The following is a 24081-nucleotide window of genomic DNA, read 5'->3' on the forward strand; positions in this document are numbered from 1 at the left end:
TAGAGACGATCTGATGATGAACCTCTCGGAATATCGCCACGCGACGACGCGTTTGGCCGACTTCCTGCCCTGGGCCGCGTTGGTTGGCCGCGGCGTGGTGCTGAACAAGGATGGTTCGTTTCAGCGCACCGCCAGCTTTCGCGGACCGGACCTTGATTCCGCGGTCCCCGCCGAACTGGTCGGCGTTGCGGCACGATTGAACAATGCGTTGCGCCGGCTTGGATCAGGATGGGCGGTGTTCGTCGAGGCACAACGTCATCCCGCCAGCAAATATCCGGAAAGCCAGTTTCCGGACCCGGCGTCGGCCCTGGTCGATCTCGAGCGCCGCGCGCAATTTGAGGAGGAGGGCGCCCACTTCGAATCGAGGTACTTCTTGACCTTTCTCTATCTGCCCCCGGCTTCGGACGTCGCGCGCGCAGAGCGTCTGCTTTACGAGGGGCGGGAGCGCAGTGAGGCCAGTGATGCGCGAGAGATCCTGCGCGGCTTCGTCGATCGCACCGATCGGGTGCTGCAGCTGGTCGAAGGTTTTATGCCCGAGAGCGCCTGGCTCGATGACCAGGACACCCTGACCTATCTGCATTCCACCATCTCGACCAAGCGCTACCGGATCCGGGTTCCGGAAACGCCGATGTATCTCGATGCGCTGCTGGCGGACAAGCCGCTGACCGGTGGACTCGAGCCGATGCTTGGCGATGCGCATCTGCGGGTGCTGACCATCGTCGGTTTCCCGACCGCCACCACGCCGGGCATCCTCGACGAATTGAACGCGCTCGCCTTTGCCTATCGCTGGTCGACCCGCGCGATCATGCTGGACAAAGTCGACGCCACAAAACTGCTGACCAAGATTCGCCGGCAGTGGTTCGCCAAGCGCAAATCGATCACGGCCATTCTGAAGGAGGTGATGACCAACGAGGCCGCGACCCTGGTCGATACCGACGCCCAGAACAAGGCGATGGACGCGGACGCGGCGCTGCAAGAACTGGGCTCCGACGCGATTGGACAGGCCTTTGTCACCGCGACGGTCGCGGTCTGGGACGACGACCCGCGGGCCGCCGACGAAAAGCTCCGGCTGGTCGAGAAGGTCATCCAAGGCCGCGACTTCACTTGCATGGTGGAGACCGTCAATGCGGTCGAAGCCTGGCTCGGATCGCTGCCCGGTCACGCCTATGCCAACGTCCGACAGCCGCCGGTCTCGACCCTGAATCTCGCCCACATGATCCCGCTCTCGGCGGTCTGGGCCGGACCGCTGCGCGACGAACATTTTGATGCTCCGCCGCTGTTCTTTGCCCGTACGGAGGGTGCCACGCCATTCCGGTTTTCGCTGCACGTCGGCGACGTCGGACACACCTTGGTGGTTGGTCCGACCGGGGCCGGCAAGAGCGTGCTGCTGGCACTGATGGCGCTGCAGTTCCGACGCTACGCCGGATCGCAGGTGTTCGCCTTTGATTTCGGCGGCTCGATCCGCGCCGCGGCGCTCGCGATGGGAGGCGATTGGCATGATCTCGGCGGCGCGCTGTCGGACAACGCGACTGAGCCTGTCGCGCTACAGCCGCTGGCCTTGATTGATGATGCCGCGGACCGCGGATGGGCAGCGGAATGGATTGCCAGCATTCTGGCCCGCGAAACCATCCGTCTGACGCCCGAGGCCAAGGAGCATCTGTGGTCGGCGCTGTCCTCGTTGGCCTCGGCGCCCATCTCGGAGCGCACGCTCACCGGCCTGTCGGTGCTGCTGCAGTCCCAGACCCTGAAGCGGGCGTTGCAACCCTATTGCTTGGGCGGTCCCTATGGCCGGTTGCTCGATGCCGAGGCTGAACGGCTGGGCGAGGGGACGGTTCAGGTCTTCGAGACCGAGGGCCTGATCGGCACCAGCGCTGCTCCTGCGGTGCTGGCCTATCTGTTCCACCGGATCGAACGCCGACTGGACGGCCGGCCGGCCTTACTGATCGTCGACGAAGGCTGGCTCGCACTCGACGATGAGGGCTTTGCCGGCCAGCTTCGCGAGTGGCTGAAGACGCTGCGCAAGAAGAATGCCTCGGTGATCTTCGCCACCCAGTCGCTGTCGGACATCGATGGCTCGGCGATCGCACCGGCCATCATCGAGAGCTGTCCGACAAGGCTGTTCCTGCCGAACGAGCGCGCGATCGAACCCCCGATCACCGCGATCTATCGTCGCTTCGGCCTGAACGACCGCCAGATCGAGATCCTCGCCCGGGCCGCGCCGAAGCGTGACTATTACTGCCAGTCGCGCCGCGGTAACCGGCTGTTCGAGCTTGGTCTCGGTGGCATAGCACTGGCTTTGACGGCTGCCTCTTCGAAAGCCGACCAGGCCGCGATCGAGAGCATCCTCGCCGACCATGGTCGCGACGGATTTCTCGCTGCCTGGCTCACTCATCGTGGCGCCGGGTGGGCGACCGATTTCATCCCAAAACTCTCCATCCAGGAGCGCTCAGCATGAAGCGAATCCGTCACATCGTTGTGGTGAGCACCGCGGCGCTCATGATCGCAAGCTCGACTGCGCCGTCCTCGGCCCAAATGGTGGTGTTCGATCCGAACAACTACGCGCAAAACGTGCTGAGCGCAGCACGCGCGTTGCAACAGATCAACAACCAGATCGTTTTGCTGCAGAATCAAACGCAGATGCTGACCAATCAGGCGCGGAATCTCGCCAGCCTGCCATACTCTTCATTACAGCAACTGCAATCGTCAATGGCGCGCACCCAGCAGCTTCTCTTTCAGGCGCAACGTATCGCTTACGACGTCCAGGAAATCGACCAGGCATTCGCGACAAGCTACGCGCCGGCAACGGCAGGAATGTCGAGCCAGGATCTGATCGGCCATGCGCAGCAGCGCTGGCAGACCTCGGTCGCGGCGCTCCAGGACGCGCTGCGAGTTCAGGCCGGCGTGGTTGACAATCTCGATACCCATCGCAGCGAGATGTCGGCGCTGGTGACGTCGAGCCAGTCCGCGACCGGGGCGCTGCAGGCGACCCAGGCGGGCAATCAGCTCATCGCCTTGCAAGGACAGCAACTCGCGGATCTGACCGCGACTGTCGCGGCGCAAGGACGGGCCGCAAGCCTTGAAGCCGCACAACGCAGTGCCGCGCAGGATCAGGGCAGGGAGCAGCTTCGCCGCTTCCTGACTCCAGGCGTCGGCTATCAACCCGCTAACGTCCAGATGTTCCATTAATGAAGCACATCAGCTCTCAACAATTGGTACGGATGGCCGCAATGATTCTCGCGGCCGCTGCCGTAGCCGTCGCAATCGTTCACGGCGGGCTTAGCGACGAGGTGGGCGTGATGGCACCACTCGAGCGCGATCAGGCCGATGCGCTGGCCTCCGAGCTCGAGCGCTGCCGAACTATCACCTCTACCGAAGCAACAGCTCTCGAGGCCTGCCGCCGGATATGGGCCGACAATCGCAGGCAGTTCTTTGCGCCTGCGCGAACGCGACCCTCGCCAGCTGAGCTGCCGAAGACCCCGTCCGCGCCGCTCAAGATTCAGGACCGGTTCCTGCCGACCCAGATCGATCCCCAGCAGAGCGAGACACGCTGATGGGGGGCACCGGCGTCATCGACCGCTTTCTCGAGGTCTTCACCCGCTACATCGATTCCGGTTTCGGTCTGCTGAGTGGCGAAGTTGCATTTCTGGCAACCACGCTCGTCGCGATCGACATCACGCTCGCGGCGATATTCTGGAGCTGGGCGCACGACGAAGACATCATCGCACGGCTTGCAAAGAAGACGCTGTTCGTCGGCGTGTTCGCCTATCTGATCGGCAACTGGAATAGCCTGGCCCGCATCGTCTTTGAAAGTCTTGCCGGGCTCGGCTTGAAGGCGTCCGGCAGCGGAATGTCGATGGCCGATCTGCTTCGGCCGGGCCGCGTCGCCCAGGTCGGGATCGATGCCGGGCGGCCGATCCTCGAATCGATATCGAGCCTGCTGGGCTACATCAGCTTCTTTGAAAACTTTGTTCAGGTCGTCGTTCTGCTGTTCGCCTGGGTCGTGGTGCTGCTGGCCTTTTTCATCCTGGCAATCCAGCTGTTCGTCACCCTGATCGAGTTCAAGCTGACGACGCTCGCGGGCTTTGTGCTGATCCCGTTCGGCCTGTTCGGCAAGACCGCATTTGCCGCCGAACGTGTGCTCGGGAACGTGATTTCATCGGGCATCAAGGTGCTGGTGCTGGCCGTCATCGTCGGGATCGGCACCACGCTGTTTTCGCAGTTCACCGCCGGATTTGGTGGCAACCAGCCCACTATCGAAGACGCGCTCGCGCTGGTGCTCGCTGCCTTGTCCCTCTTGGGCCTCGGGATATTTGGGCCCGGCATCGCCAACGGCATTGTGTCAGGCGGCCCGCAGCTCGGCGCTGGTGCCGCAGTTGGGACCGGCCTTGCGGCAGGTGGCATCGTCGCGGCCGGTGCGGCCGGCGCCACCATGGCAGCTGGGGCCGCCGGCGGCATCCTTGCAGGTGGCGCCCGTGGTGCCGCCGCCATGGTGCAGGCGAGCAGCTCTACCATCGCAGGTCCGCTGCGCCGCAGCGCATCCAATCAAGCGGGGCAAGGCACAGCGTCGGCAGATCCTTCGTCATCCGGTGGAGAGCCGGCGTGGGCCGCGCGGATGAAGCGCTCGCAAACCGTCAGCCATGGGGTTTCCGCAGCGGCCCATGCGGTGCGCTCCGGCGATCACGGCGGCGGCGGCGCGTCGGTCGATGTCTCCGAGGGGAAACGCTGATGTTCAAACGATCTTCCGTGCATTACGGGCGCGCGCCCACACCCGAGACGCCCTATCAGAAGGCCGCGCAGATGTGGGACGAGCGGATCGGCTCGGCCCGGGTCCAGGCCAAGAATTGGCGGCTGATGGCGTTTGGCTGTCTGCTGCTATCGGGTGGCCTGGCCTCGGGGCTGGTCTGGCAATCGGTCCGCGGCACCGTGACGCCGTGGGTGGTCGAGGTCGATCGCCTCGGTCAGGTCCAGACGGTGGCGCCGGCCGATAGCCGGTTTCAGCCGACCGATCCGCAGATCGCATTCCACCTCGCGCGCTTCATTGAGGAAGTTCGCGGTCTTCCCACCGACGGCATTGTGCTGCGGCAGAACTGGCTTCACGCCTACGACTTCACCACCGATCGGGGTGCCGCGGCGCTGAACGATTTTGCCCGCACCAACGATCCCTTCGCCAATCTCGGAAAGCTTCAGATCTCGATCGAAGTTTCCAGTGTGATCCGTGCCTCGCCGACCTCGTTCCGCGTCGCATGGATTCAACGCGCCTATGAGAACGGCAGCTTGAGCGTCACCGAGCGCTGGACCGCGATCGTCACCGTCGTGCTCGACCCGCCGCGAGATGCGGATCGTCTGCGCAAGAATCCGCTTGGGATCTACGTCAACGCCATCAACTGGTCGAAGGAGCTTGGATGATGAAGTCACATTTGTTGCGCCACGCTGCCTGGCCGGTGCTGCTACTTCCCATTTCAGTGTTTGCAGGCTGCACTATTCCGCTGAAGCCTCCGCCGGAGATTTCCTACGACGAGAACGTGCAACCCGCAGTGCAAATGGCTGATCCGCCAAAGCCGGTCGAGATCGTTGAATTGCCGACGCCCTTGCCGCTACCGGGTCAGCTGAAGCCGCTGAAGGGGACGCGTTCAAAGCCGGAAAATCCTGATCCACGCCAACGCGTCGAGAAGGCCAATGCCGCGGCGCGCGTCCAGCCCACCCGTCACGGCTATATCAACGCGGTGCAGGTTTATCCGTATTCGCCGGGGGCTCTGTATCAAGTCTATGCCGCCCCGGGGCAGGTGACGGATGTCGCCCTGCAGGAAGGCGAGCAACTCTTGGGCTCTGGACCGGTCGCCGCCGGCGACACCGTGCGCTGGATCATCGGCGACACCGAAAGCGGGGCGGGACCGACAAAGCGTATCCATATCCTGGTGAAGCCGACCAGACCTGACCTCGTCTCCAATCTGGTGATCAACACCGATCGTCGAACCTATTTGCTCGAGCTTCGTTCTGCCGAAAAGACCTATATGGCGTCGGTGTCCTGGCAATATCCGCAGGATCAGCTGATTGCGCTGCGCCGTCAGAATGCCGATGCGGAGGCGGCGACGCCGGTCGTCACCGGGGTCGATGTCTCGCGGCTGCGCTTTCGCTACGCGATCGAGGGTGACACCCCGCCGTGGCGGCCGCTCTCCGCCTTCGATGACGGCTCAAAAGTCTATATCGAAATGCCGGGCGGGATCGCCCAAGGCGAGATGCCGCCGTTGTTCGTGATCGGCCCCGAAGGCGACGGGCAGCTGGTCAATTATCGCATCCGGAAGAACTACTACATCGTCGACCGTCTGTTTGCCGCAGCCGAGCTTCGCATGGGCGGCGAACGTCAACAGACCGTCCGGATCAGCCGCATCGACGGGAGAGGGCGATGACCGGGGCAGCCGACGACCGCCGTGCCGAAGCCGAACCGGAAGTATCGATGCGATTGGGGGCGGAACGCCCCCGTGTGACACGCTTGTCGCGCAGGGTGCTGGCGGGCGGTGCGGCCGTTGGGGCATTTGCGATTCTTGGGGCAGTCCTATGGGCGCTGCAGAATAATCGATCGCGAACCACACCTTCGAGTGAACTCTACACCACCGAGCATCGACAAGTCGCCGATGGCGTGAACGGCTTGCCGCGCGACTATGCCGGGGTGCCGCGACAGGCACCGCCGCTCGGGCCAGCGCTGCCGGGGGACCTCGGTCGGCCGATCCTGAACGCCAACAAGGCCGCTTCGACCAACGTCGTTGGTGGCGATCGGGATCAGCTGCGCCACAACCAGGAAGTTGAAGCGGCGCGCCTCAGCCGCCTGTTTGCCCCGACCAACAGCCGTGAGCTGCAGTTGCCGGCCGTGCACCCGGTCGCCCGCGAGGTGTCCCAAGAAATTCCGGCACAGCCGGTTCAGTCTTCAACAAACGATGCCTTCGCGCAGAACGGTCAGGACCGCAAACTCGCCTTCGTAAACGGCGCTGTCGACCGTCGCACAAACAGCCCGGATCGAGTCGCTCCGCCGGCGTCTTCCTATGTCGTGCAGGCCGGCAATGTCATTCCGGCGTCGTTGATCGCCGGCATCCGTTCGGACCTTCCCGGCCAGATCACAGCTCAGGTGACCGAGAATATTTACGATAGCCCAACGGGCCGTTGGCTGCTGATCCCGCAAGGCGCCCGCCTGATCGGGATCTACGATAGCCAGGTTGCCTTCGGACAATCCCGCGTGCTGCTGGTCTGGACACGTCTGATCATGCCGAACGGGCGATCAATCGTGCTGGAGCGTCAGCCTGGCGCCGATACTGCGGGTTACGCCGGGCTCGAGGACGGCGTCGACAATCATTGGGGCTCGCTGTTCAAGGCGGCACTATTGTCCACGCTGCTCGGCGTGGGGGCGGAACTCGGGTCAAGCGCCGATAGCAGCGGCAACAACGCCGATATTGTCCGCGCACTTCGGCGCGGCTCAAGCGACAGCATCAATCAGACCGGCCAGCAAGTGGTTCGGCGCAATCTCAATATCCAGCCGACCTTGACGATCCGGCCGGGATTTCCGGTGCGGGTCATCGTCAACTGGGACCTCGTTCTCGAACCTTACAAAACCTGAGGGTAATAGACATGGCAAAACTTAAACTTGGAGCCATCGCAGACGACAAGCCCGTGAGGCTCAACGTAGAATTACCGGCGAGCGTCCATCGCGATCTTGCTGCATATGCCGCGATGCTCGCCCGAGAGACGGGACAATCGATCAGTGAACCCACGAAATTGGTCGCACCGATGCTGGCGCGGTTCATGGCCACCGATCGTACGTTCGGAAAAGCTCGCCGCAAGGATCAAGCCGCTTTGAGCGACAAAGGATAGCGCTCGCCCAGTAGCTTCAGGAAGCCTGCCAGAGCTGGGTTGTCGTTCTCTTGCCAATGCGCGGAATAGCCGATCCGGATTTCGCCAGTATCGCCATGGGCCACGCGAAAGACCAGCCCGGTATAGTTCGCGCCAATACAGGATTCGGTCATCAAACTAATGCAGATCCCAGCGCCGACGAGGCGCTTCTGGAAACTTGCGTGGTCTTTTCAGGTCTTCTGCGGAGCCAGCAGACGCAGCGCGTTCATCGTCACCAGCACGGTGGCCCCGGTGTCGGCGAGGATGGCGGGCCATAGGCCGGTGAGGCCGACGACCGTCGTGACGAGGAAGACCGCCTTCAGTCCAAGCGCGACCGTGATGTTCTGCTTGATGTTGAGCATCGTGCGCTTCGAAAGATCGACCATCGCGGCGACGTCGGAGACCCTGCCGTGAAGAACGGCGGCACCGGCGGTCTCAAGGGCGACGTCGGTGCCGCCGCCCATCGCGATCCCGACATCGGCGGCGGCGAGCGCCGGCGCGTCGTTGATGCCGTCGCCGACCTTCGCGACGGTAAAGCCTTGCGACTGGAATTCCGCGACGATCCGTTGCTTGTCGTGCGGGAGCAACCCGGCCTGCACCTCGATACCGAGCGACTTGCCTATCGCCGTGGCGGTCCGGCGGTTGTCTCCGGTCAGCATGACCGTCCGGATCCCGGCGTCGGTCAGAAGCTTCAGGCCCTTCGCGGCGTCGAGACGCGGCTCGTCGCGCATGGCGATGGCTCCCGCCATCTTTTTTCCGATCACAACGATCGAAACCGTCTTGCCCTCGTCGTTGAGGGTCGCGACACGGCCTTCAGCATCAAGGTCAAGAACGCCGATTTCCGCGGCAGCCTTGGGCGACCCGAGGAATATCTGCTGGCCGTCAACGACCGCGCTGACGCCCTTTCCGCCGAGGGCCTAAGACCCCGAGGTGGACGGCGGCGCGATTCCCCGCTTCGAGGCTTCGGCCAGGATCGCCGTCGCCAACGGGTGGCTGGACCCCGTCTCCAGCGCCGCCGCGAGGCGCAGCACCTCGTCCTCAGACGTGCCGAACGACAGCACGTCTGTTACGACCGGTTTTCCCGCGGTCAGCGTTCCGGTCTTGTCGAAGCATGCGAGCGTGATCTTGCCCATCTGTTCGAGGACGACGCCGCCCTTGAGCAGCAGCCCACGGCGCGCACCGGCGGACAGGCTGGCGGCGATCGCCGCGGGCGTCGAGATCACCAGGGCGCACGGACACCCGATCAGGAGGATCGCCAGCCCCTTGTAGACCCACTCGCTCCAGACGCCGACACACAGCAGCGGCGGGACGACGGCGACCAGGAAGGCGACCACCACGACGCCGGGCGTGTAGTATCGGGAAAAGCGGTCGATGAAGCGCTCGGTAGGAGCCTTGGATTCCTGGGCCTCCTCGACGAGCCGGACCACGCGCGCGATGGTGTTGTCCGCGGCGGCTGCGGTGACGCGGACGCTCAGCAATCCGTCGCCGTTGATGGTGCCCGCGAACAGTTTCTCCTCGGGTCCCTTCCGGACGGGCGCGCTTTCGCCGATCACCGGCGCTTCGTCGATGGAGCTCTCTCCGGAGACGATCATCCCGTCTGCGGGTATCCGGTCGCCCGGACGCACCTGGATCATCGATCCCACGACCAGCGTGTCTGCCTGGACTCGCCCGCCGTCGGCACACGAGAATGACCAGTTAGGATGGACGCACAGACGCAGCAGAAGCTACGTCACGTAGCCTTGCCAGTCGAGCAATCGACTGCGCGGCCAGCTTCTGGGCCAACTCCAGGCTGAACTCGTCCGCGGCCCGATCCGCTTCTTCGAGATAGAGTTCTGACAATTGCTCGGCCCGCTGCAATACGCGGCGCCTGATCTGGTCGAGCGTCCCGGCATCTGCAATGTCCTCCTGTGGTTCGGAAGCCGGTGGCAACGGCGAGGGCATCAGCTTCGACAGCACGTCGCATTGTTGCGGCGTCAATTGCTGCGACCACAACTTGATATCCTTGAGCAGTAAACTTTCCAGAAGCGCAGCGGAGTCAGGCTCGGAGACGGGGGTGCCCCCGTCTCTCCCGCTTTCGCTTAGCGAACGCCAGGCCAGCCGGCGCTCGCGTCGAAGCAGACTGCCGTCCTGCAGAGCTGCCCGGGCGAAATCCTCGGCGACCGCGCAGACGCCCCGATCGGTCGCCAGAGAGGCCACGTAAGTCCAGAACACGAACGCCCGCTCGCGGTGACGAACCGCGAGCGCCCAGGCATCGTACGCGGTGGAGAGCGACGAGTTGACGACATCGGACAACTCATCGGCGGGAACGATATCGGTCGGCGTCCAACGCAGGTCCGCCGAATCGGGGCGCTTGTTTAGCGATGCCAGCGAGCCTAAGATAATGGTCCGCGCACGTTCGCGATCGATTTGCGTCAAGATCTCGAATACGCGCCGGACCGGCACGAAAGACGGGTCCGCCGACGCGACGAGTTGCTGATATCGCGTCGATGCGGTCTCGGCCTGGAACAGGGCGATCGCGTAGAGTTCCGCCAAGCTGCTGACCGACGTCAGCGGCGCGACTGTCAAGAGCGGTTCATTACGCATTGTGGGAGTCTCCCGCTTGCGGCCTAGTCGCTCATAGAGATCCATCTAGCTTGCTGTAGCGCAAAGAAGCGCTCGATTCGACTGCTATAGGACCTCAATCGCAAAATATCGCAAATCCAGAACAACGGCGTTCTGCTGCAACTGGAACAATGCAATTGGGAAGGTTCGCTCACATTCATCGCATTCTTGGCGTAGTGCTTGCTGCTTGCTGCTGGTTCAGCGTCTCGACGTGCTCGGCGGCGAGCCGACTCACCGATTTTCTCGGCAAGGCGGAGCCGACCGAGCTGGTGCCCGGCGCCGACAGATTCGGTCCGCTGCAAGGAGAGCCGGCTATCGCGCCGGTCTACAGGAAAGACGAGTTAGTCGGATTCGCTTACCTGAACTCGGAGGTTTCCAACGCTACCGGCTATTCCGGGAAGCCGATTCACATTCTGGTCGGCATCGATCCCAGGGGCGTGCTCACCGGGCTGAAGCTGGTCGATCACAAAGAGCCGATCGTGCTGGTCGGCATTCCGGTGCAGCGCATCCTCGACGTGATGAACAAGCTGACCGGAACCGATATGGCCAGCGTTGCGCGCGGCGACGCACGGCCGCCGCAGATCGATATCGTCAGCGGCGCCACCGTCACCGTGCTGGTGATGGGCGACAGCATCGTTCGCTCCGCGACCAAGTTGATCAGGAGTGGCCGGATCGGAACCCAGGACCCGAGCGCCGCTGCTGCGGCGCCGCCATTGCGCAAGTCGCTGGCCGGCGGCAGCGGCGAGATCCGCGACTGGGAGACGCTGCTCGGCGACGGCTCGATCCGCCGGTTGCACCTGACGGTCGCCGACGTCAACCAGGCGTTCGAGAAATCAGGCAGTCCCGCCGCGGCGGAGCACCCAGAGCAGGGCGACCCGGAGGAAAGCTTCATCGAAATGTTCGCCGCCGACGTCGCGGTACCGACCATCGGCCGCAGCCTGCTTGGCGACGACGGTTTCGATCGGCTGGCCGCGCGGCTGAAGCCGGGTCAGCAGGCGATCCTGGTGGCGGGCAGCGGGCGCTATTCCTTCAAGGGCTCCGGCTATGTGCGTGGCGGCATCTTCGATCGCATCGAGCTGATCCAGGATGGCAACAGCATGCGGTTTCGCGATCGCGATCACACGCGACTGGGTGCCGTCGCCGCGGAGGGCGCGCCGGAGCTGCGCGAGATAGCGCTGTTCGTGGTGCCGTCGGGTTTCGCGTTCGATCCGACCGAGCCATGGTCGTTGCAACTGGCGGTGCAGCGCGTGATCAACACCCGCGACAAGGCGCTGCTGACCTTCGATCTCGGCTACACGCTCCCCGAAGCCTACATCAAGTCCGAGCCGGCACCTCCGCCAGTGATCCAGCCGCCGTCGCCAGCCGCAGCGCCCGCGCCCGTCTCCGGCGCCGCTGCGAATCCGCTCGACGAGGAGCCGCTGTGGATGCGGATCTGGCGCGGCAATGTCGTCAACATCGGCATCACCATCGCGGCGCTCGGCGTGCTGACGCTGATCTTCTTCTTCCAGAACTCGCTGGTGCGCCGGCCGGCGCTCTACACCTGGGTGCGGCGCGGCTATCTCGCCTTCATCCTGGTCTGGCTCGGCTGGTACGCCAACGCGCAGCTGTCGGTCGTCAATGTGATGACCTTTGCCAATTCGCTGATGAGCGGCTTCAACTGGGAATACTTCCTCTCGGCGCCGCTGATCTTTCTGTTGTGGGCCGCAGTCGCCGCCGGATTGTTGTTCTGGGGCCGCGGCCCGTTCTGCGGCTGGCTCTGCCCGTTCGGCGCACTGCAGGAGCTGCTGAGCAATCTCGCCAAGGCGCTGAAGGTTCCGCAATATCGTTTGCCGTGGGGGCTGCATGAGCGGCTATGGCCGATCAAATACATCATCTTTCTCGGCCTGTTTGGCATGTCGCTGTATTCCACCGCGCTGGCCGAGCAACTCGCCGAAGTGGAGCCGTTCAAGACCGCGATCGTGCTGAAATTCGTCCGCGAATGGCCCTACGTGATCTATGCGCTGACGGTGCTCGCCGCCGGTCTCTTCGTCGAGCGGTTCTTCTGCCGCTACATGTGCCCCCTCGGCGCCGCGCTGGCGATCCCCGGCCGGATCCGCACCTTCGAATGGCTGCGGCGCTGGAAGGAATGCGGCTCGCCGTGCCAGCGCTGCGCCAATGAGTGCCCGGTGCAGGCGATCCATCCCGAAGGCCACATCAACGTCAACGAGTGCATCTACTGCATGCATTGTCAGGAACTGTATTTCGACGACCATCGCTGTCCGCACATGATCCAGGTGCGGCTGAAGCGCGAAAAGCGCGAGGCGCTGTCGTCGCCCTCGATACGGTCCGGCAAGGGCCCCGACACGCTGATCACCGCTGGAGGCCGGCCCATTCCGGGTTTGTCGGCCGAAGCGATCGCTCCACCTGCAACCTGAAGTCAAGGAGACGACCATGACCGAAAATACCAACGACAAAACCGTCAGCCGGCGAGCGCTGTTGGGGACCACGGCCGCGGCGGCCGGTGTTGGGCTGGCCGGCGGCATCGGGTTTTCGGGCGGCGATGGCCTGACGACGGCTGCCGAAGCGCAGACCAAGGCGGCAACCAAGCTGCCGGCGCGGCCGGCGGTTCAGAAACACGAGGTACTGCCGGGCGAGCTCGACGAATACTACGTGTTCTTCTCCAGCGGCCAGACCGGCGAGCTGCGGATCGCCGGCCTGCCGTCGATGCGCGAATTGATGCGGGTGCCGGTGTTCAACCGCGACAGCGCCACCGGCTGGGGCCAGACCAACGAAAGCCTCAAGATCCTCACCGAGAATCTGCTGCCGGAGACCCGCGAATTCCTCAAGACCCGCGGCGGAACCTATCTGAATGGCGATCTGCATCATCCGCATCTGTCGTTCACAGACGGCACCTATGACGGCCGTTACGCCTTCATGAACGACAAGGCCAACACCCGCGTCGCCCGGGTGCGGCTCGACGTGATGAAATGCGACAAGGTCATTCAGCTGCCGAACCAGCACACCGTGCACGGCCTGCGGGTGCAGAAATATCCGCGCACCGGCTACGTGTTCTGCAATGGCGAGGATCGCGTGCCGCTGGTCAATGACGGCAAGATTCTCGACAATCCGAAGGAATATCACGCGATCTTCACCGCGATCGACGGCGACACCATGAAAGTCGCCTGGCAGGTGATGGTGGATGGCAACCTGGACAATGTCGATGCCGACTACCAGGGCAAATATGCCTTCGCCACCTGCTACAATTCGGAGGAGGGCGTCAACGCCGCCGAGATGACCGCCAACGAGCAGGACTGGGTCGTCATCTTCAATCTCAAGCGGATCGAGGAGGGCGTCAAGAACGGCGACTTCAAGGAGATGGGTGGCGTGCCGGTGCTCGACGGCCGCAAAGGCTCCAAGTACACCCGCTATGTCCCGATCTCCAACAGCCCGCACGGCATGAACACCGCGCCGGACGGCATCCACATCGTCGCCAATGGCAAGCTGTCGCCGACCGCCACGGTGATGGACGTGCGGCTGTTCGACCAATTGTTCGACGACAAGATCAAGCCGCGCGACGTCGTGGTGGCGGAGCCCGAGCTCGGCCTCGGCCCGTTGCACACCGCCTATGACGGCAAGGGCAATGCCTACACCACGCTGTTCATCGACAGCCAGATCTGCAAGTGGAACATCGATCTGGCGATACGTGCCTTCAAGGGCGAGAAGGTCAATCCGATCATCGAGAAGATCGACGTCCATTATCAGCCCGGCCACAACCACACCTCGATGGGCCAGACCAAGGAGGCAGACGGAAAGTGGCTGATCTCGCTGAACAAGTTCTCCAAGGACCGGTTCCTCAATGTCGGTCCGCTGAAGCCGGAGAACGATCAGCTGATCGACATCTCCGGCGACAGGATGAAGCTGGTGCACGACGGTCCGAGCTTCGCCGAACCGCATGACGCCACCATCGTGCACCGCTCCAAGATCAATCCGATCTCGATCTGGAACCGGGCCGACCCGATGTTCTCCGACGCGGTCAAGCAGGCGCAACTCGACGGCGTCAAGCTCGAGGAAGAATCCAAGGTCGTTCGCGACGGCAACAATGTCCGCGTCTACATGACCTCGACCGCCCCGAACTTCGGTCTGGAAAAATTTCAGGTCCGACAGGGCGATCAGGTCACCGTCTACGTCACCAACATCGACGACGTCGAGGATCTCACCCACGGCTTCTCGATCGTGAACTACGACATCAACATGGAAGTGGCGCCGCAGGCCACCGCGTCGGTGTCGTTCTCCGCCGACAAGGCAGGCGTGTACTGGTACTACTGTTCCTGGTTCTGCCATGCCATGCATATGGAAATGAAAGGCCGCATGTTCGTCGAGCCGAAGACGGCCTGAGAACGTCATCGCGAGTCGAGGGCGGCGTACGCGCCGCCCGACAGCGAAGCAATCCAGCAGCAACATGCGGAGCCCTGGATTGCGTCGTCGCAAGAAAGCAGAAACTGATCGTGAAAGCAGTATCCGAACGTATGTCGCGAGCGCTGACTCCACCTCTCCCGGCAAGCGGGGAGAGGTGAGTTGCCCGACGCCGCGGCCAGCGCCCGTTCCTTTCGCTGATCTTAACTTGAACAAACTCCGAGGACCTCACGTGTCGCTTTGGTCGCGTCTCATTCCGATGGCAATTCTCGCCTTCGGCGCCTGCGGGTCCGCAGTCGCGGAAACCATCGGCGTCGCGCCCGATCAGCCGCTGCAGGGCGTGCTGGATCGCGCCGCCGACGGCGACGTGCTCGAGCTCGCGCCCGGCAACCACAATGGCGCGATCACCATCGCGCGCCGCGTGGTGCTGTCCGGGCAGAAGGGCGCGGCGATCGTCGGCAACGGCCAGGGCAGCGTCGTCACCGTCAGTGCGCCCGACGTGACGGTCCGCGGCATCACCATCAAGGGCTCGGGTCGCGACCTGCAAAGCATGGATTCCGGCGTCTTCCTGCAGAAGACCGCGGAGCGGGCGCTGATCCAGAACAATCGGTTCGAGGGCAACCTGTTCGGCGTCTATGTCCACGGCGCCAGCGGATCGCGGGTCGAGCGCAATGTGATCGAAGGCATGCGCGATATCCGGCTCAACGAGGCCGGTAACGGCGTCTCGGTGTGGAACGCGCCGCACGTGACCATCGAGGGCAATACCATCCGTTATGGTCGCGACGGCATCTTCACCATCACCAGCAGCAAGGATCGCTTCATCAACAACCGTTTCGAAAATGTCCGGTTCGGCGTGCACTACATGTACACCAACGACAGCGAGGTGTCCGGCAATCTCTCGGCCGGCAATCACGGCGGCTACGCCATCATGTTCTCCAACCGCCTGAAGATCACCGGCAACATCTCGGATCGTGATCGCGACTACGGGCTGTTGTTCAACTACGCCAATCGGTCCGAGATCTCCGGCAACCACGTGATCGGTGGCGCGCTGAACAATGGCGGCAACGCGCGCGACGAGGCAGCCGGCGACGAGAAGGGCATGATGCCCGAACCGCGATCGGCCGAGCCGGCGCGCGAGGGGCCGCAGAAATGCGTGTTCATCTATAACGCCAACCACAACCGCTTCCACGACAACTGGTTCGAGCGCTGCGGCATCGGCGTGCATTTCACCGCCGGCTCCGAGGGCAACAGCGTCACCGGCAATGCTTTTGTCGGCAACCGCAACCAGGTGAAATATGTCGGCACCCGGGATCTGGACTGGTCGAAGGGCGGCCGCGGCAACTACTGGAGCGACAACCCGGCATTCGATCTCGATGGCGACGGCATTGCGGACACCGCCTATCGGCCGAATGATCTGGTCGATCGCGTGCTGTGGACCGCGCCGGCCGCCAAAGTGCTGATCAACAGCCCGGCGGTTCAGGTTCTGCGCTGGGCGCAGAGCCAGTTTCCGGCGCTGTATCCGGGCGGCGTGGTCGACACAAGGCCGCTGATCGCACCGCCGCCGAAACCCACCGCGTCGGAGCGCGCGCCATGACGGCCAGCGTCAAGGTGGCCGGCGTCGAAAAGAGCTTTCGCAGCGTCCGCGCGCTGCGCGGCGTGTCGTTCGAATTGCGGCCGGGGCGGCTGAACGCGCTGGTCGGCCACAACGGCGCCGGCAAGACCACGCTGATCAAGCTGATGCTGGGACTGATCCGCGCCGATCGGGGTGCCGTCGCGGTGCTCGGCGAGGATCCCGCCGCCGGTGAGTTTTCCGGACGACGTCAGCTCGGCTATCTGCCGGAGAATGTCGCTTTCAACGCCGCGCTGACCGGGCGCGAAACGTTGGCGTTTTATGCCCGGCTGAAGCAGGTCAAGCCGGCCAGCGCATGGCCGGTGCTGGATCGCGTCGGACTCTCGGCCGCGGCGGATCGTCGGGTCGGCACTTATTCGAAAGGCATGCGGCAGCGGCTCGGGCTGGCGCAGGCGCTGCTCGGCCGACCGAAGGTGCTGCTACTCGACGAGCCGACCACCGGGCTCGATCCGGCGCTGCGCCAGACCTTCTATGAAATCCTGGACGAGTTGCGCGACGATGGCGCCACCGTGTTGATCTCGTCGCATGCGCTGAACGAGCTGGAGGATCGCGCCGAGCACGTGCTGATCATGAACCGAGGCTTGCTGGCGGCGCAGGGCACCATGGAGGAATTGCGCGAGATCTCGCAACTACCGATCCGTGTCGCGATACTGCGCGAGCCGGGCGGCGCGCCGCCGGCCTGGGCGACGGGCGGCGACGCGGCGGCGCTGCGCGACGTCGTTCTGGTCGAGAGCAACGCCAGCAAAATGCATCTGCTGCGGCTCGCCGCCGCGGATCCGCGCGTGCGCGATATCGAAGTCACCGCGCCGACGCTCGACGATCTGTATGCGCACTTCCTGCAGCGCCAGGAGGACGCGGCATGAGGACGATCGCCATCATTGCCGCCAAGGAGATCCAGGAAGGCCTGCGCAACCGCTGGGTGCTGGCAACCACACTGCTGCTGGCCGCGCTGGCGCTGTCGTTGACCTTCTTGGGCAGCGCCCCCACCGGCCAAGTCGGCGCCGGCGCGCTCGACGTTGTGGTCGTCAGCCTGTCCAGCCTCACGATCTTCCTGGTGCCCTTGATCGCGCTGTTGATCTCGCACGACGCGGTGGTCGGCGAGATGGAGCGCGGCACCATGATTCTGCTGCTGAGCTATCCGGTCGGCCGCAGCCAGGTGATCCTGGGAAAATTCGTCGGCCATGTGGCGATCCTCGGCTTCGCCACGCTGGTCGGCTACGGCGCCGCCGGGCTGGCGCTGGCGCTGACCGGCGCCTCGGTGCTGGCGGCCAGCTGGATCGCCTTCGCGGCGATGCTCGGCAGCTCGGTCCTGCTCGGCGCTGCCTTCGTGGCGATCGGCTATCTGATCAGCGCGCTGGTGCGCGACCGCGGCACCGCGGCCGGCGCCGCGGTCGGCGTCTGGCTGCTGATGGTGCTGCTGTTCGACTCCGCGCTGCTCGGGCTGCTGGTGGTCGACCAGGGCCGCGTCATCACCGCGTCGGTGCTCAATGCGCTGCTGTTTCTCAATCCGACCGACCTGTACCGGCTGAGCAATCTGGTCGGATCCAATGTCAGCCAGTTTTCCGGGATGGCCGGTCTCGCCGGCACGGCCCATATCGGCCTGAGCGCGCTGCTGCTCGGTCTCATCGGCTGGATCGTCGCCCCGCTCGGGCTGGCGATCCTGGCATTCGGACGGAGGGAGCTATGATGTTTCGAATCGTCTGCGCGATGCTGGCCGCCTTTGCGCTGGCGGGCTGCAATCAGGACGCCAGCGTCGGCAAAATGCCGCCGCCGGTGGCGCTGAACAGTGACGCGATGGGGGTGTTCTGCGGCATGAACCTGATGGAGCATCCCGGGCCGAAAGGGCAGATCATCACCGGCAGCCGGATCGATCCGTTCTGGTTCTCCTCGGTGCGCGACACTGTGGCGTTCACCCTGATGCCGGATCAGCCGCGCGACATCCGCGCGATCTATGTCTCCGACATGGCGAAGGGCAGCTGGGACGAGCCGGGCGCCGACAACTGGATCGATGCCCGCAAGGCGCTCTATGTGATCGGCAGCCGCCGACAGGGCGGCATGGGCGCCGCCGAGGCCGTGCCGTTCGCCGAGCCGGCCGCGGCGGAGGCCTTCGCTGCGGAGCATGGCGGCCGGATCGTGTCGTTCAAGGAAATCCCATCGTCCTATGTGCTCGGCAGCGACAGCGCCGCCGACCACAGCGGCGACCATCAGGCGCATTCCACCATCAACTGACGAGGCCGCCATGCCGCATTCTTCGCTGACGCGCCGGCGCATGATCGCGATCGCGGCGACCGCCCTCGGCGCGACAATGCTGGCCGGCGTCCGCGGCGCGCGGGCGGACCAGCTGTTGCGCTGGCAAGGGTCGGCGCTGGGCGCGCAGGCGTCGATCGAGATCCATCATCCGGATCGCGCCGTCGCCGAACGGCTGATCGCGCAGTGCGTCGCCATGGTACGACAGCTCGAGCAGCAGTTCAGCCTGTATCGGCCCGACTCCGCGATCTGCGAGCTCAATCGCAGCGGCCTGCTGATCGGTCCCGATCCGCAGATGGTCGCGCTACTGCGCGCGTCGCGGCAGTTTGCAGAGCTCACCAACGGCGCCTTCGATCCCACCGTGCAGCCATTGTGGCGGTTGTATCAGGATCATTTTTCGGCGCACCCGGATCCCGATGGGCCGTCGCAGCCGGCGCTGGCCGATGCGCTCGCCAGGGTCGGCCATGACGGGCTGCGAATCGGCACCGACCGCGTGGCGCTGATGAAGCGCGGCGCGGCGATCACGCTGAACGGCATCGCTCAGGGGTTTGCCACCGACCGCGTCGCCGAGCTGCTGCGCGACGCCGGCCTGTCGACCACGCTGATCGATATCGGTGAGATCCGCGCGCTCGGCGCGCGCCCGGATGGCCGACCGTGGCGCGTCGGGCTTGACGATGCCACGCAGCCCGGCGCCCTGACCGGCAGCATCGATCTGGTCGACCGCGCCGTCGCCACCAGCGCCGGTGCCGGTTTCCGCTTCGACGACAGCGGCCGCTTCACCCACTTGTTCGATCCCGCCACCGGCCGCAGCCCCGCGCTGTATCGCTCGGTAAGCGTGATCGCCCCGACCGCCACCGAAGCCGACGCACTGTCGACCGCCTTCAGCCTGCTGCCGCCGGCGCGCATCAAAGAGATCATGGAGAGGCGGCCGAATGTGGAGGCGTGGATCGTGAGAGCGGATGGAGAGCGAGTCGTGCTCGCAGCTTGAATTGTGATGAGCGCGATCGGTCTGCGTCAACGCGTAGTTCATGAAGCGCCTCTTCGCGCAGCGAACGCAAGCGTGCATTTGATCAGGCTTCCCTCTTCGGCTCGCGGATGCGCCGGACGAGGCGGTCAAGCAGGAAGCCGCTGCAGACACTCAACTTCTGCGAGCCTGAAGCGAGCAGCTCGCTGTCTGATAGGTGGCAGGCACCATTGATCTTCAAGGCTATAGCCTCAAGCCGGAGCTTAGGGGCAGCGTGCAGTTTTGGTGGTGGGCCGCCTGAACTGGTAAAAGCCTGCCCCTCTTGCGCCAACCGCCCGGCCTCGCCGCGAGAAAGCGCGTGGCGGCGAACTGATCGTCGCGGCACCAGTAGGCTTCTCTCGTAAAGGCCGGCATTTAATACGCGAACGACCTCGAGCGTCGCGAGCAGGTGGTCATCATGTTTCGGAAACAATCAGGAGATCGTCGAGGTCCTTGATCCAAGCTCCCGAAGAGAGGTATTTATGAGCACCAGTTTGAGGATGTTATCACCGAAATAATTGGTGACCCGAAGACAACGGAGAGGTTTCGGCAGTGCTAGCACGTCTTTGCGCGTCGTCCGAGGTCTCAATTTGAACGCCGTCCAGACGCTCACTCCAAAGTACAGACGCACTATCCAGTGGCGTGCCAGCCTCGGGCGCTTCTGTTCCAGAATCGGAACCTGTTTTCGATAGCTGAACTGTTAACAAGTTTGCTCCAGTGTTCTTCGGTGCTGGACCGATTTTCCCCGAATTCTGGATCACGCGGTGCGCGAACAAATGGGTCTTTTTCTTGCGACCCAACTCGATTTTATCTTCTTTTTCTACGGCCTTGCCTTCATGTTGCTCGGCGCCGTGTGCTTTTCGATCGCTCGCGGCGCGGTAGGAAAAGCTGCAAGGTTCGATTTGCTCGGATGGTTCGGTCTCGTCCATGGCGGCAGCGAATGGCTCGACCTTACCGCGCTGATCGTTGACGACGGGCCCGCCTTTCAGGCGTTTCGAACCACAGTGATGTCGGCCTCCTATCTATTTCCGCTGGAGTTCGCGCGGCTGGCAGCAATCCGGCTCGGAGCTCCGATGCCCGGCCGTTGGATCTATGTTCCTTTGTTGATGGCCGTTGTCGCGACCGGTGTCGTCAACGGGCAGGTCAGCGCGAATATTCTGGCACGGTACCTGCTCGGTGCGCCTGGCGCGTTCGGCACCTGCGTGGTCATGATAATCCGGGCCCGAACCCTGGAGATCCTCTCGCGACCGTTGGTGCTGTGCGCTGCAGCCTGCTTTGCACTATATGGATTTGCCGCGGGCCTCATTGTTCCGGCCGGAGATTTCTGGCCTGCCAACACGCTGAACCAGAACTGGTTTGTGACACTCACCGGCGTGCCGATTCAGCTCGTGCGCGGACTGTTGGCCGCCGCATTGGCAGTGATGATGTGGTCGGTCTGGGGAAGGCTGCAGACCGTTGCTGTTGGATCGAATCTATACACCGCTTATTTGCAACGGCATTTTTTGACGACGCTCGCGGCGCTCGCTGTGATTTTTGCCGGAGGCTGGGCGCTGACGAATTTCCTGGGCGATATCTACAAGGAGAACATCCAGACTGAAGCGCAAGGCGATCTCAAACTGCTGGTCAGCCGACTCGACGGAGAGACTGCCACGGTCGATGCGATGGTGAAGGCGCTGTCCGGATCTCGAGCGGTGCATTCACTGCTCACGGGCGGCGGCGAAGCTGAACGTGCGCAAACCGTGCTCGGTCGCAATGTCGAAGCCTCGGGCGCGACGCTCGGACAGATCCTGGATCTGTCGGGCGCAGTCATTGCTTCGTCCGACCGGGAGTTCGGACTGTTGGGGGCACCCAATGCTGCCACCGCATTGTATTTCAGGGTTGCGATGGCGGGTGGGGCAGGACGTGAATTTGTCCAAGACAATGAGGGCGGTCCGCCCGGCTCCGTCGCAAGTTATCCAATCCGCCGTGAGGATGAAACGGTGGTGGGCGTTGCGATGCTGAAAAAGTCTCTCGTGAAGCTCAGTACCAGCCTGCAAAGCTTCGATCGACCGTTTTTCTTCGTTGACGGCAATGGCGTGGTGATGCTGAGCAATCGGCCCGGCACCCTGAATCGCGGCTTGTGGCCGATCGGCGCTAAAGCGACGATTGCCGAGAAATTCGGGGCCCCGATTGGAGCGCCGATGCTCGCAAGCGAGATCACCGACGCCGCCTGGACGATGTTCAACGGTCGCCGTAGCTACGTGATGAGAAGCGCCATCCCCAAAACCGAATGGTCCATGCTGATTGTCACTCCGCTGGCAGGCATGTTTGCAAGCCGATTTCTTGGCATCATCATTACCCTGCAATTGGCCCTGACTGCCTTGTTTCACTTCCTCGGAAAGGAGCACGGCGTCCGCGATAGCGTTCAAATGCAAAGCCGCAGTGACCTGCAGACGCTCGCCGATAGTCTTGAGGTCAAGGCGAATACGGATCCGCTCACCGGACTTTACAACCGGGCGAAGTTCAACGTCGTCATCGCCCACGAACTGGCCCGCGCCCAGCGCTACGGGACCGCGTTCTCCTTGATCGTGTGTGACATAGATCGTTTCAAAGAGGTCAACGACGTACACGGCCACCAGGCCGGCGACCAGGTCCTGGTCCAATTGTCTGCGATCTTTTCAGCGGGGATCCGGCAGACGGATCTTTTGGCGCGATGGGGTGGAGAGGAATTCGTCCTTGTGCTTCCCGCCACCGATGGCCTGACTGCCGCCTTGGTCGCCGAGAAGCTGAGGCGCGCCGCCGCTCAGTCTGCCTTCGCGTCGGTCGGCGCTATCACCTGCAGTTTCGGTGTCGGTGAGTACGTCGCGGGCGACTCTGTCGAGAGCCTTTTGGCGCGCACCGATAACGCCCTCTATCGCGCCAAACTGAATGGCCGGAACCGCGTCGAGTGTGCTGCGCCCGTGACGTCGCCCGATCTGGTGCCGATGCACTTAGGATAGGTTCCAGTTAGAACGGGGTAACGAACATCGTTCATTCGAAGACGGCGCGAAGTCGCAGTTCGGCTCCACCACCAACTTGCGTGCAGCCGGGCGCTAGGAAAATCTGCCGAGCGAGCGGCAAAGGCTGCGACCAATGCACAGCCGCAACATTCGTTCAACGTTGCATCGCGGGCCGCCGGAGCAGCATCGGCCCGTAGAGGCTGGCGAACAGCACGAACGCCCCCACCCAGGCTGCGCCCGAAAGACTGAGCACGACAAAGGCCGTCTCGGGCAAGAGCGCTGCGGTGATGCGAGTTGCGGCTGCGGTGGCCATCAGTGCGTAGATCACTATCGTTCCGAACGGTGCGGTCAGCGGATGCCCCGTGTGGCCGCGGATCGCGCGGGTCATTACAGCGAGTGTCATCAAGCCGATGGCACCGACGGTCCAGGCATGGGTCGCGGCGGTTGCGGCGGACTTCTCCGCGGTCCACAGCGCGTAGGCTGCCAGCAGGAAACCCAGCGGAAGAAAAGCATAACCGAGGTGCAGCACCGCGACGAGCGGCTCGGCTAGCGTGCGCTCCGGGCGCCAGCGCAATTGCCGTATCCCCTGCAGCAGTCCAGCGATCAGCAGGAGGCCGGCAACGGCCGTGTGGGCCGCTGGGATAGACGGAGCGCCGCCCCATGCGAGCAATCCGGCAATCCCGACAATCGCCGCAACCCGGTCGAACGGCCCCGGCGATGCGGGCAGCGCACCGGGATTTTCCTGTTTCAACCAGTTGCCGGTGAAACTCGGCACGATGCGGCCGCCGACGATGATGATCATCGTGAGGGCCGCGGCCAGGGCCAGATGATCCCCATAGGTTGCGCGACCATAGCGCCAGATCTCGTAGTGAAACAGTGCCTGCGCCAGCGTCAGCACGCCGATGCCGGCGAGCAGCTTGAGATTGCGCCAATTCTTGGCCGCGACGATCTCGCGGGCAAGAACAGCGAACAGCGCGAGCAGGAAGGCAAGGCTGAAGGTCGCGACGACGGCCGGCGGGGAGAGGTTCGACAGGGCGACGCCGGCCCGGCCGAGAAGCCACAGGGCGAACAGGCCGATCAGCGGCCAGCCGACGATCGGAGGGCGGCCCGTCCAATTGGGGACCGCGGTGAGCAGGAATCCCGCCATGATGGCCGGCACATAGCCGAACAGCAATTCATGGCTGTGCCAAACGACCGGCGGAAAGGCGCTCGGCAGATGGATGAAGCCGAGATACCATGGCACCCAAAGCCCAACCATCAGAGCGGCGTGGAGAGCTCCGAACAGGAAGAACGGCCGAAAGCCGTAAGAGAACAGGGCTGGTCCGGTCCAGAAATGCTGCATCGCCATCGTG

The 24081-nt window shown here is 63.7% G+C and carries 20 protein-coding genes and 1 pseudogene; 16 read left to right on the forward strand and 5 right to left on the reverse strand.

What is annotated here, in order from left to right; genetic code table 11:
- The first annotated feature begins 13 nt into the window (after positions 1–13).
- The 8 genes from trbE to BMY71_RS06145 are packed head-to-tail and all read left to right on the forward strand — an operon-like array spanning position 14 to position 7860.
- On the forward strand, positions 14–2455 hold the full coding sequence (gene trbE / locus BMY71_RS06110; RefSeq protein WP_092682382.1) for a conjugal transfer protein TrbE: 2442 nt from the start codon (positions 14–16) through the stop codon (positions 2453–2455).
- Positions 2452–3186: a P-type conjugative transfer protein TrbJ gene (trbJ, locus tag BMY71_RS06115; RefSeq protein WP_092682384.1), complete on the forward strand. Its 735-nt coding sequence runs from the start codon at positions 2452–2454 to the stop codon at positions 3184–3186. Before trbE ends, trbJ begins: the two co-directional genes overlap by 4 nt.
- Entirely contained in the window at positions 3186–3551 is a 366-nt protein-coding gene (gene trbK-alt, locus BMY71_RS06120; protein WP_092682386.1) for a putative entry exclusion protein TrbK-alt, read from the forward strand. Before trbJ ends, trbK-alt begins: the two co-directional genes overlap by 1 nt.
- Positions 3551–4726, forward strand: a complete 1176-nt coding sequence (gene trbL / locus BMY71_RS06125) for a P-type conjugative transfer protein TrbL (RefSeq protein ID WP_092682388.1) — start codon at positions 3551–3553, stop codon at positions 4724–4726. Before trbK-alt ends, trbL begins: the two co-directional genes overlap by 1 nt.
- Positions 4726–5406, forward strand: a complete 681-nt coding sequence (trbF, locus tag BMY71_RS06130) for a conjugal transfer protein TrbF (protein WP_092682390.1) — start codon at positions 4726–4728, stop codon at positions 5404–5406. Before trbL ends, trbF begins: the two co-directional genes overlap by 1 nt.
- Positions 5403–6407: a P-type conjugative transfer protein TrbG gene (gene trbG, locus BMY71_RS06135; protein WP_092682392.1), complete on the forward strand. Its 1005-nt coding sequence runs from the start codon at positions 5403–5405 to the stop codon at positions 6405–6407. Before trbF ends, trbG begins: the two co-directional genes overlap by 4 nt.
- Positions 6404–7606, forward strand: a complete 1203-nt coding sequence (locus BMY71_RS06140) for a TraB/TrbI/VirB10 family type IV secretion system protein (protein ID WP_092682394.1) — start codon at positions 6404–6406, stop codon at positions 7604–7606. Before trbG ends, BMY71_RS06140 begins: the two co-directional genes overlap by 4 nt.
- A gap of 11 nt (positions 7607–7617) precedes the next feature.
- Positions 7618–7860, forward strand: a complete 243-nt coding sequence (locus BMY71_RS06145; protein WP_092682396.1) for a DUF2274 domain-containing protein — start codon at positions 7618–7620, stop codon at positions 7858–7860.
- On the opposite strand, the gene BMY71_RS06150 is transcribed toward BMY71_RS06145, so the two are convergent.
- From BMY71_RS06150 to BMY71_RS06160, 3 genes and pseudogenes are all read right to left on the reverse strand, one after another.
- The gene (locus tag BMY71_RS06150) at positions 7833–8012 is read right to left on the reverse strand and encodes a hypothetical protein (protein WP_092682398.1); all 180 of its coding nucleotides are present in this window, start codon (positions 8010–8012) and stop codon (positions 7833–7835) included. The two genes, BMY71_RS06145 and BMY71_RS06150, sit on opposite strands and share 28 nt — an antisense overlap.
- Before the next feature lie 57 nt (positions 8013–8069).
- Positions 8070–9542: pseudogene (locus BMY71_RS06155) on the reverse strand (heavy metal translocating P-type ATPase); the annotation flags it as partial.
- Positions 9543–9573: 31 nt separating this feature from the next.
- The gene (locus tag BMY71_RS06160) at positions 9574–10461 is read right to left on the reverse strand and encodes a ferritin family protein (RefSeq protein ID WP_092682495.1); all 888 of its coding nucleotides are present in this window, start codon (positions 10459–10461) and stop codon (positions 9574–9576) included.
- A 149-nt stretch (positions 10462–10610) separates the two neighbouring features.
- On the opposite strand from BMY71_RS06160, the gene BMY71_RS06165 reads away from it, so the two are divergent.
- The 7 genes from BMY71_RS06165 to BMY71_RS06195 all read left to right on the forward strand — a co-directional run bounded on the left by BMY71_RS06165 (position 10611) and on the right by BMY71_RS06195 (position 19736).
- Positions 10611–12893, forward strand: coding sequence for a NosR/NirI family protein (locus BMY71_RS06165; RefSeq protein WP_092682400.1), 2283 nt, complete (start codon positions 10611–10613; stop codon positions 12891–12893).
- Positions 12894–12909: 16 nt separating this feature from the next.
- Complete coding sequence (nosZ, locus tag BMY71_RS06170) at positions 12910–14853, forward strand: TAT-dependent nitrous-oxide reductase (RefSeq protein ID WP_092682402.1); 1944 nt, start codon at positions 12910–12912, stop codon at positions 14851–14853.
- A 250-nt stretch (positions 14854–15103) separates the two neighbouring features.
- Positions 15104–16465 (forward strand): nitrous oxide reductase family maturation protein NosD, encoded by a 1362-nt coding sequence (locus BMY71_RS06175; protein WP_092682404.1) that lies wholly within the window; start codon positions 15104–15106, stop codon positions 16463–16465.
- Complete coding sequence (locus BMY71_RS06180; RefSeq protein WP_092682406.1) at positions 16462–17364, forward strand: ABC transporter ATP-binding protein; 903 nt, start codon at positions 16462–16464, stop codon at positions 17362–17364. Before BMY71_RS06175 ends, BMY71_RS06180 begins: the two co-directional genes overlap by 4 nt.
- The gene (locus BMY71_RS06185) at positions 17361–18188 is read left to right on the forward strand and encodes a DUF2705 family protein (protein WP_092682408.1); all 828 of its coding nucleotides are present in this window, start codon (positions 17361–17363) and stop codon (positions 18186–18188) included. The genes BMY71_RS06180 and BMY71_RS06185 overlap by 4 nt, the downstream gene beginning before the upstream one ends.
- On the forward strand, positions 18185–18730 hold the full coding sequence (locus tag BMY71_RS06190) for a nitrous oxide reductase accessory protein NosL (protein WP_092682410.1): 546 nt from the start codon (positions 18185–18187) through the stop codon (positions 18728–18730). Before BMY71_RS06185 ends, BMY71_RS06190 begins: the two co-directional genes overlap by 4 nt.
- Positions 18731–18740: 10 nt before the next feature.
- The gene (locus BMY71_RS06195; RefSeq protein ID WP_092682412.1) at positions 18741–19736 is read left to right on the forward strand and encodes an FAD:protein FMN transferase; all 996 of its coding nucleotides are present in this window, start codon (positions 18741–18743) and stop codon (positions 19734–19736) included.
- A gap of 82 nt (positions 19737–19818) precedes the next feature.
- Here the strand turns inward: BMY71_RS06195 and BMY71_RS24310 are convergent, their stop codons facing one another.
- The gene (locus BMY71_RS24310; protein WP_139202603.1) at positions 19819–20184 is read right to left on the reverse strand and encodes a hypothetical protein; all 366 of its coding nucleotides are present in this window, start codon (positions 20182–20184) and stop codon (positions 19819–19821) included.
- A 331-nt stretch (positions 20185–20515) separates the two neighbouring features.
- Here BMY71_RS24310 and BMY71_RS25190 point away from each other — a divergent pair, with 331 nt between their 5' ends.
- Positions 20516–22729: a sensor domain-containing diguanylate cyclase gene (locus BMY71_RS25190; RefSeq protein WP_244525986.1), complete on the forward strand. Its 2214-nt coding sequence runs from the start codon at positions 20516–20518 to the stop codon at positions 22727–22729.
- A 154-nt stretch (positions 22730–22883) separates the two neighbouring features.
- On the opposite strand, the gene BMY71_RS06205 is transcribed toward BMY71_RS25190, so the two are convergent.
- Positions 22884–24077: an NnrS family protein gene (locus tag BMY71_RS06205; protein WP_092682414.1), complete on the reverse strand. Its 1194-nt coding sequence runs from the start codon at positions 24075–24077 to the stop codon at positions 22884–22886.
- Positions 24078–24081 lie beyond the last annotated feature (4 nt).

The organism is Rhodopseudomonas pseudopalustris (assembly GCF_900110435.1).
Lineage (GTDB): Bacteria > Pseudomonadota > Alphaproteobacteria > Rhizobiales > Xanthobacteraceae > Rhodopseudomonas > Rhodopseudomonas pseudopalustris.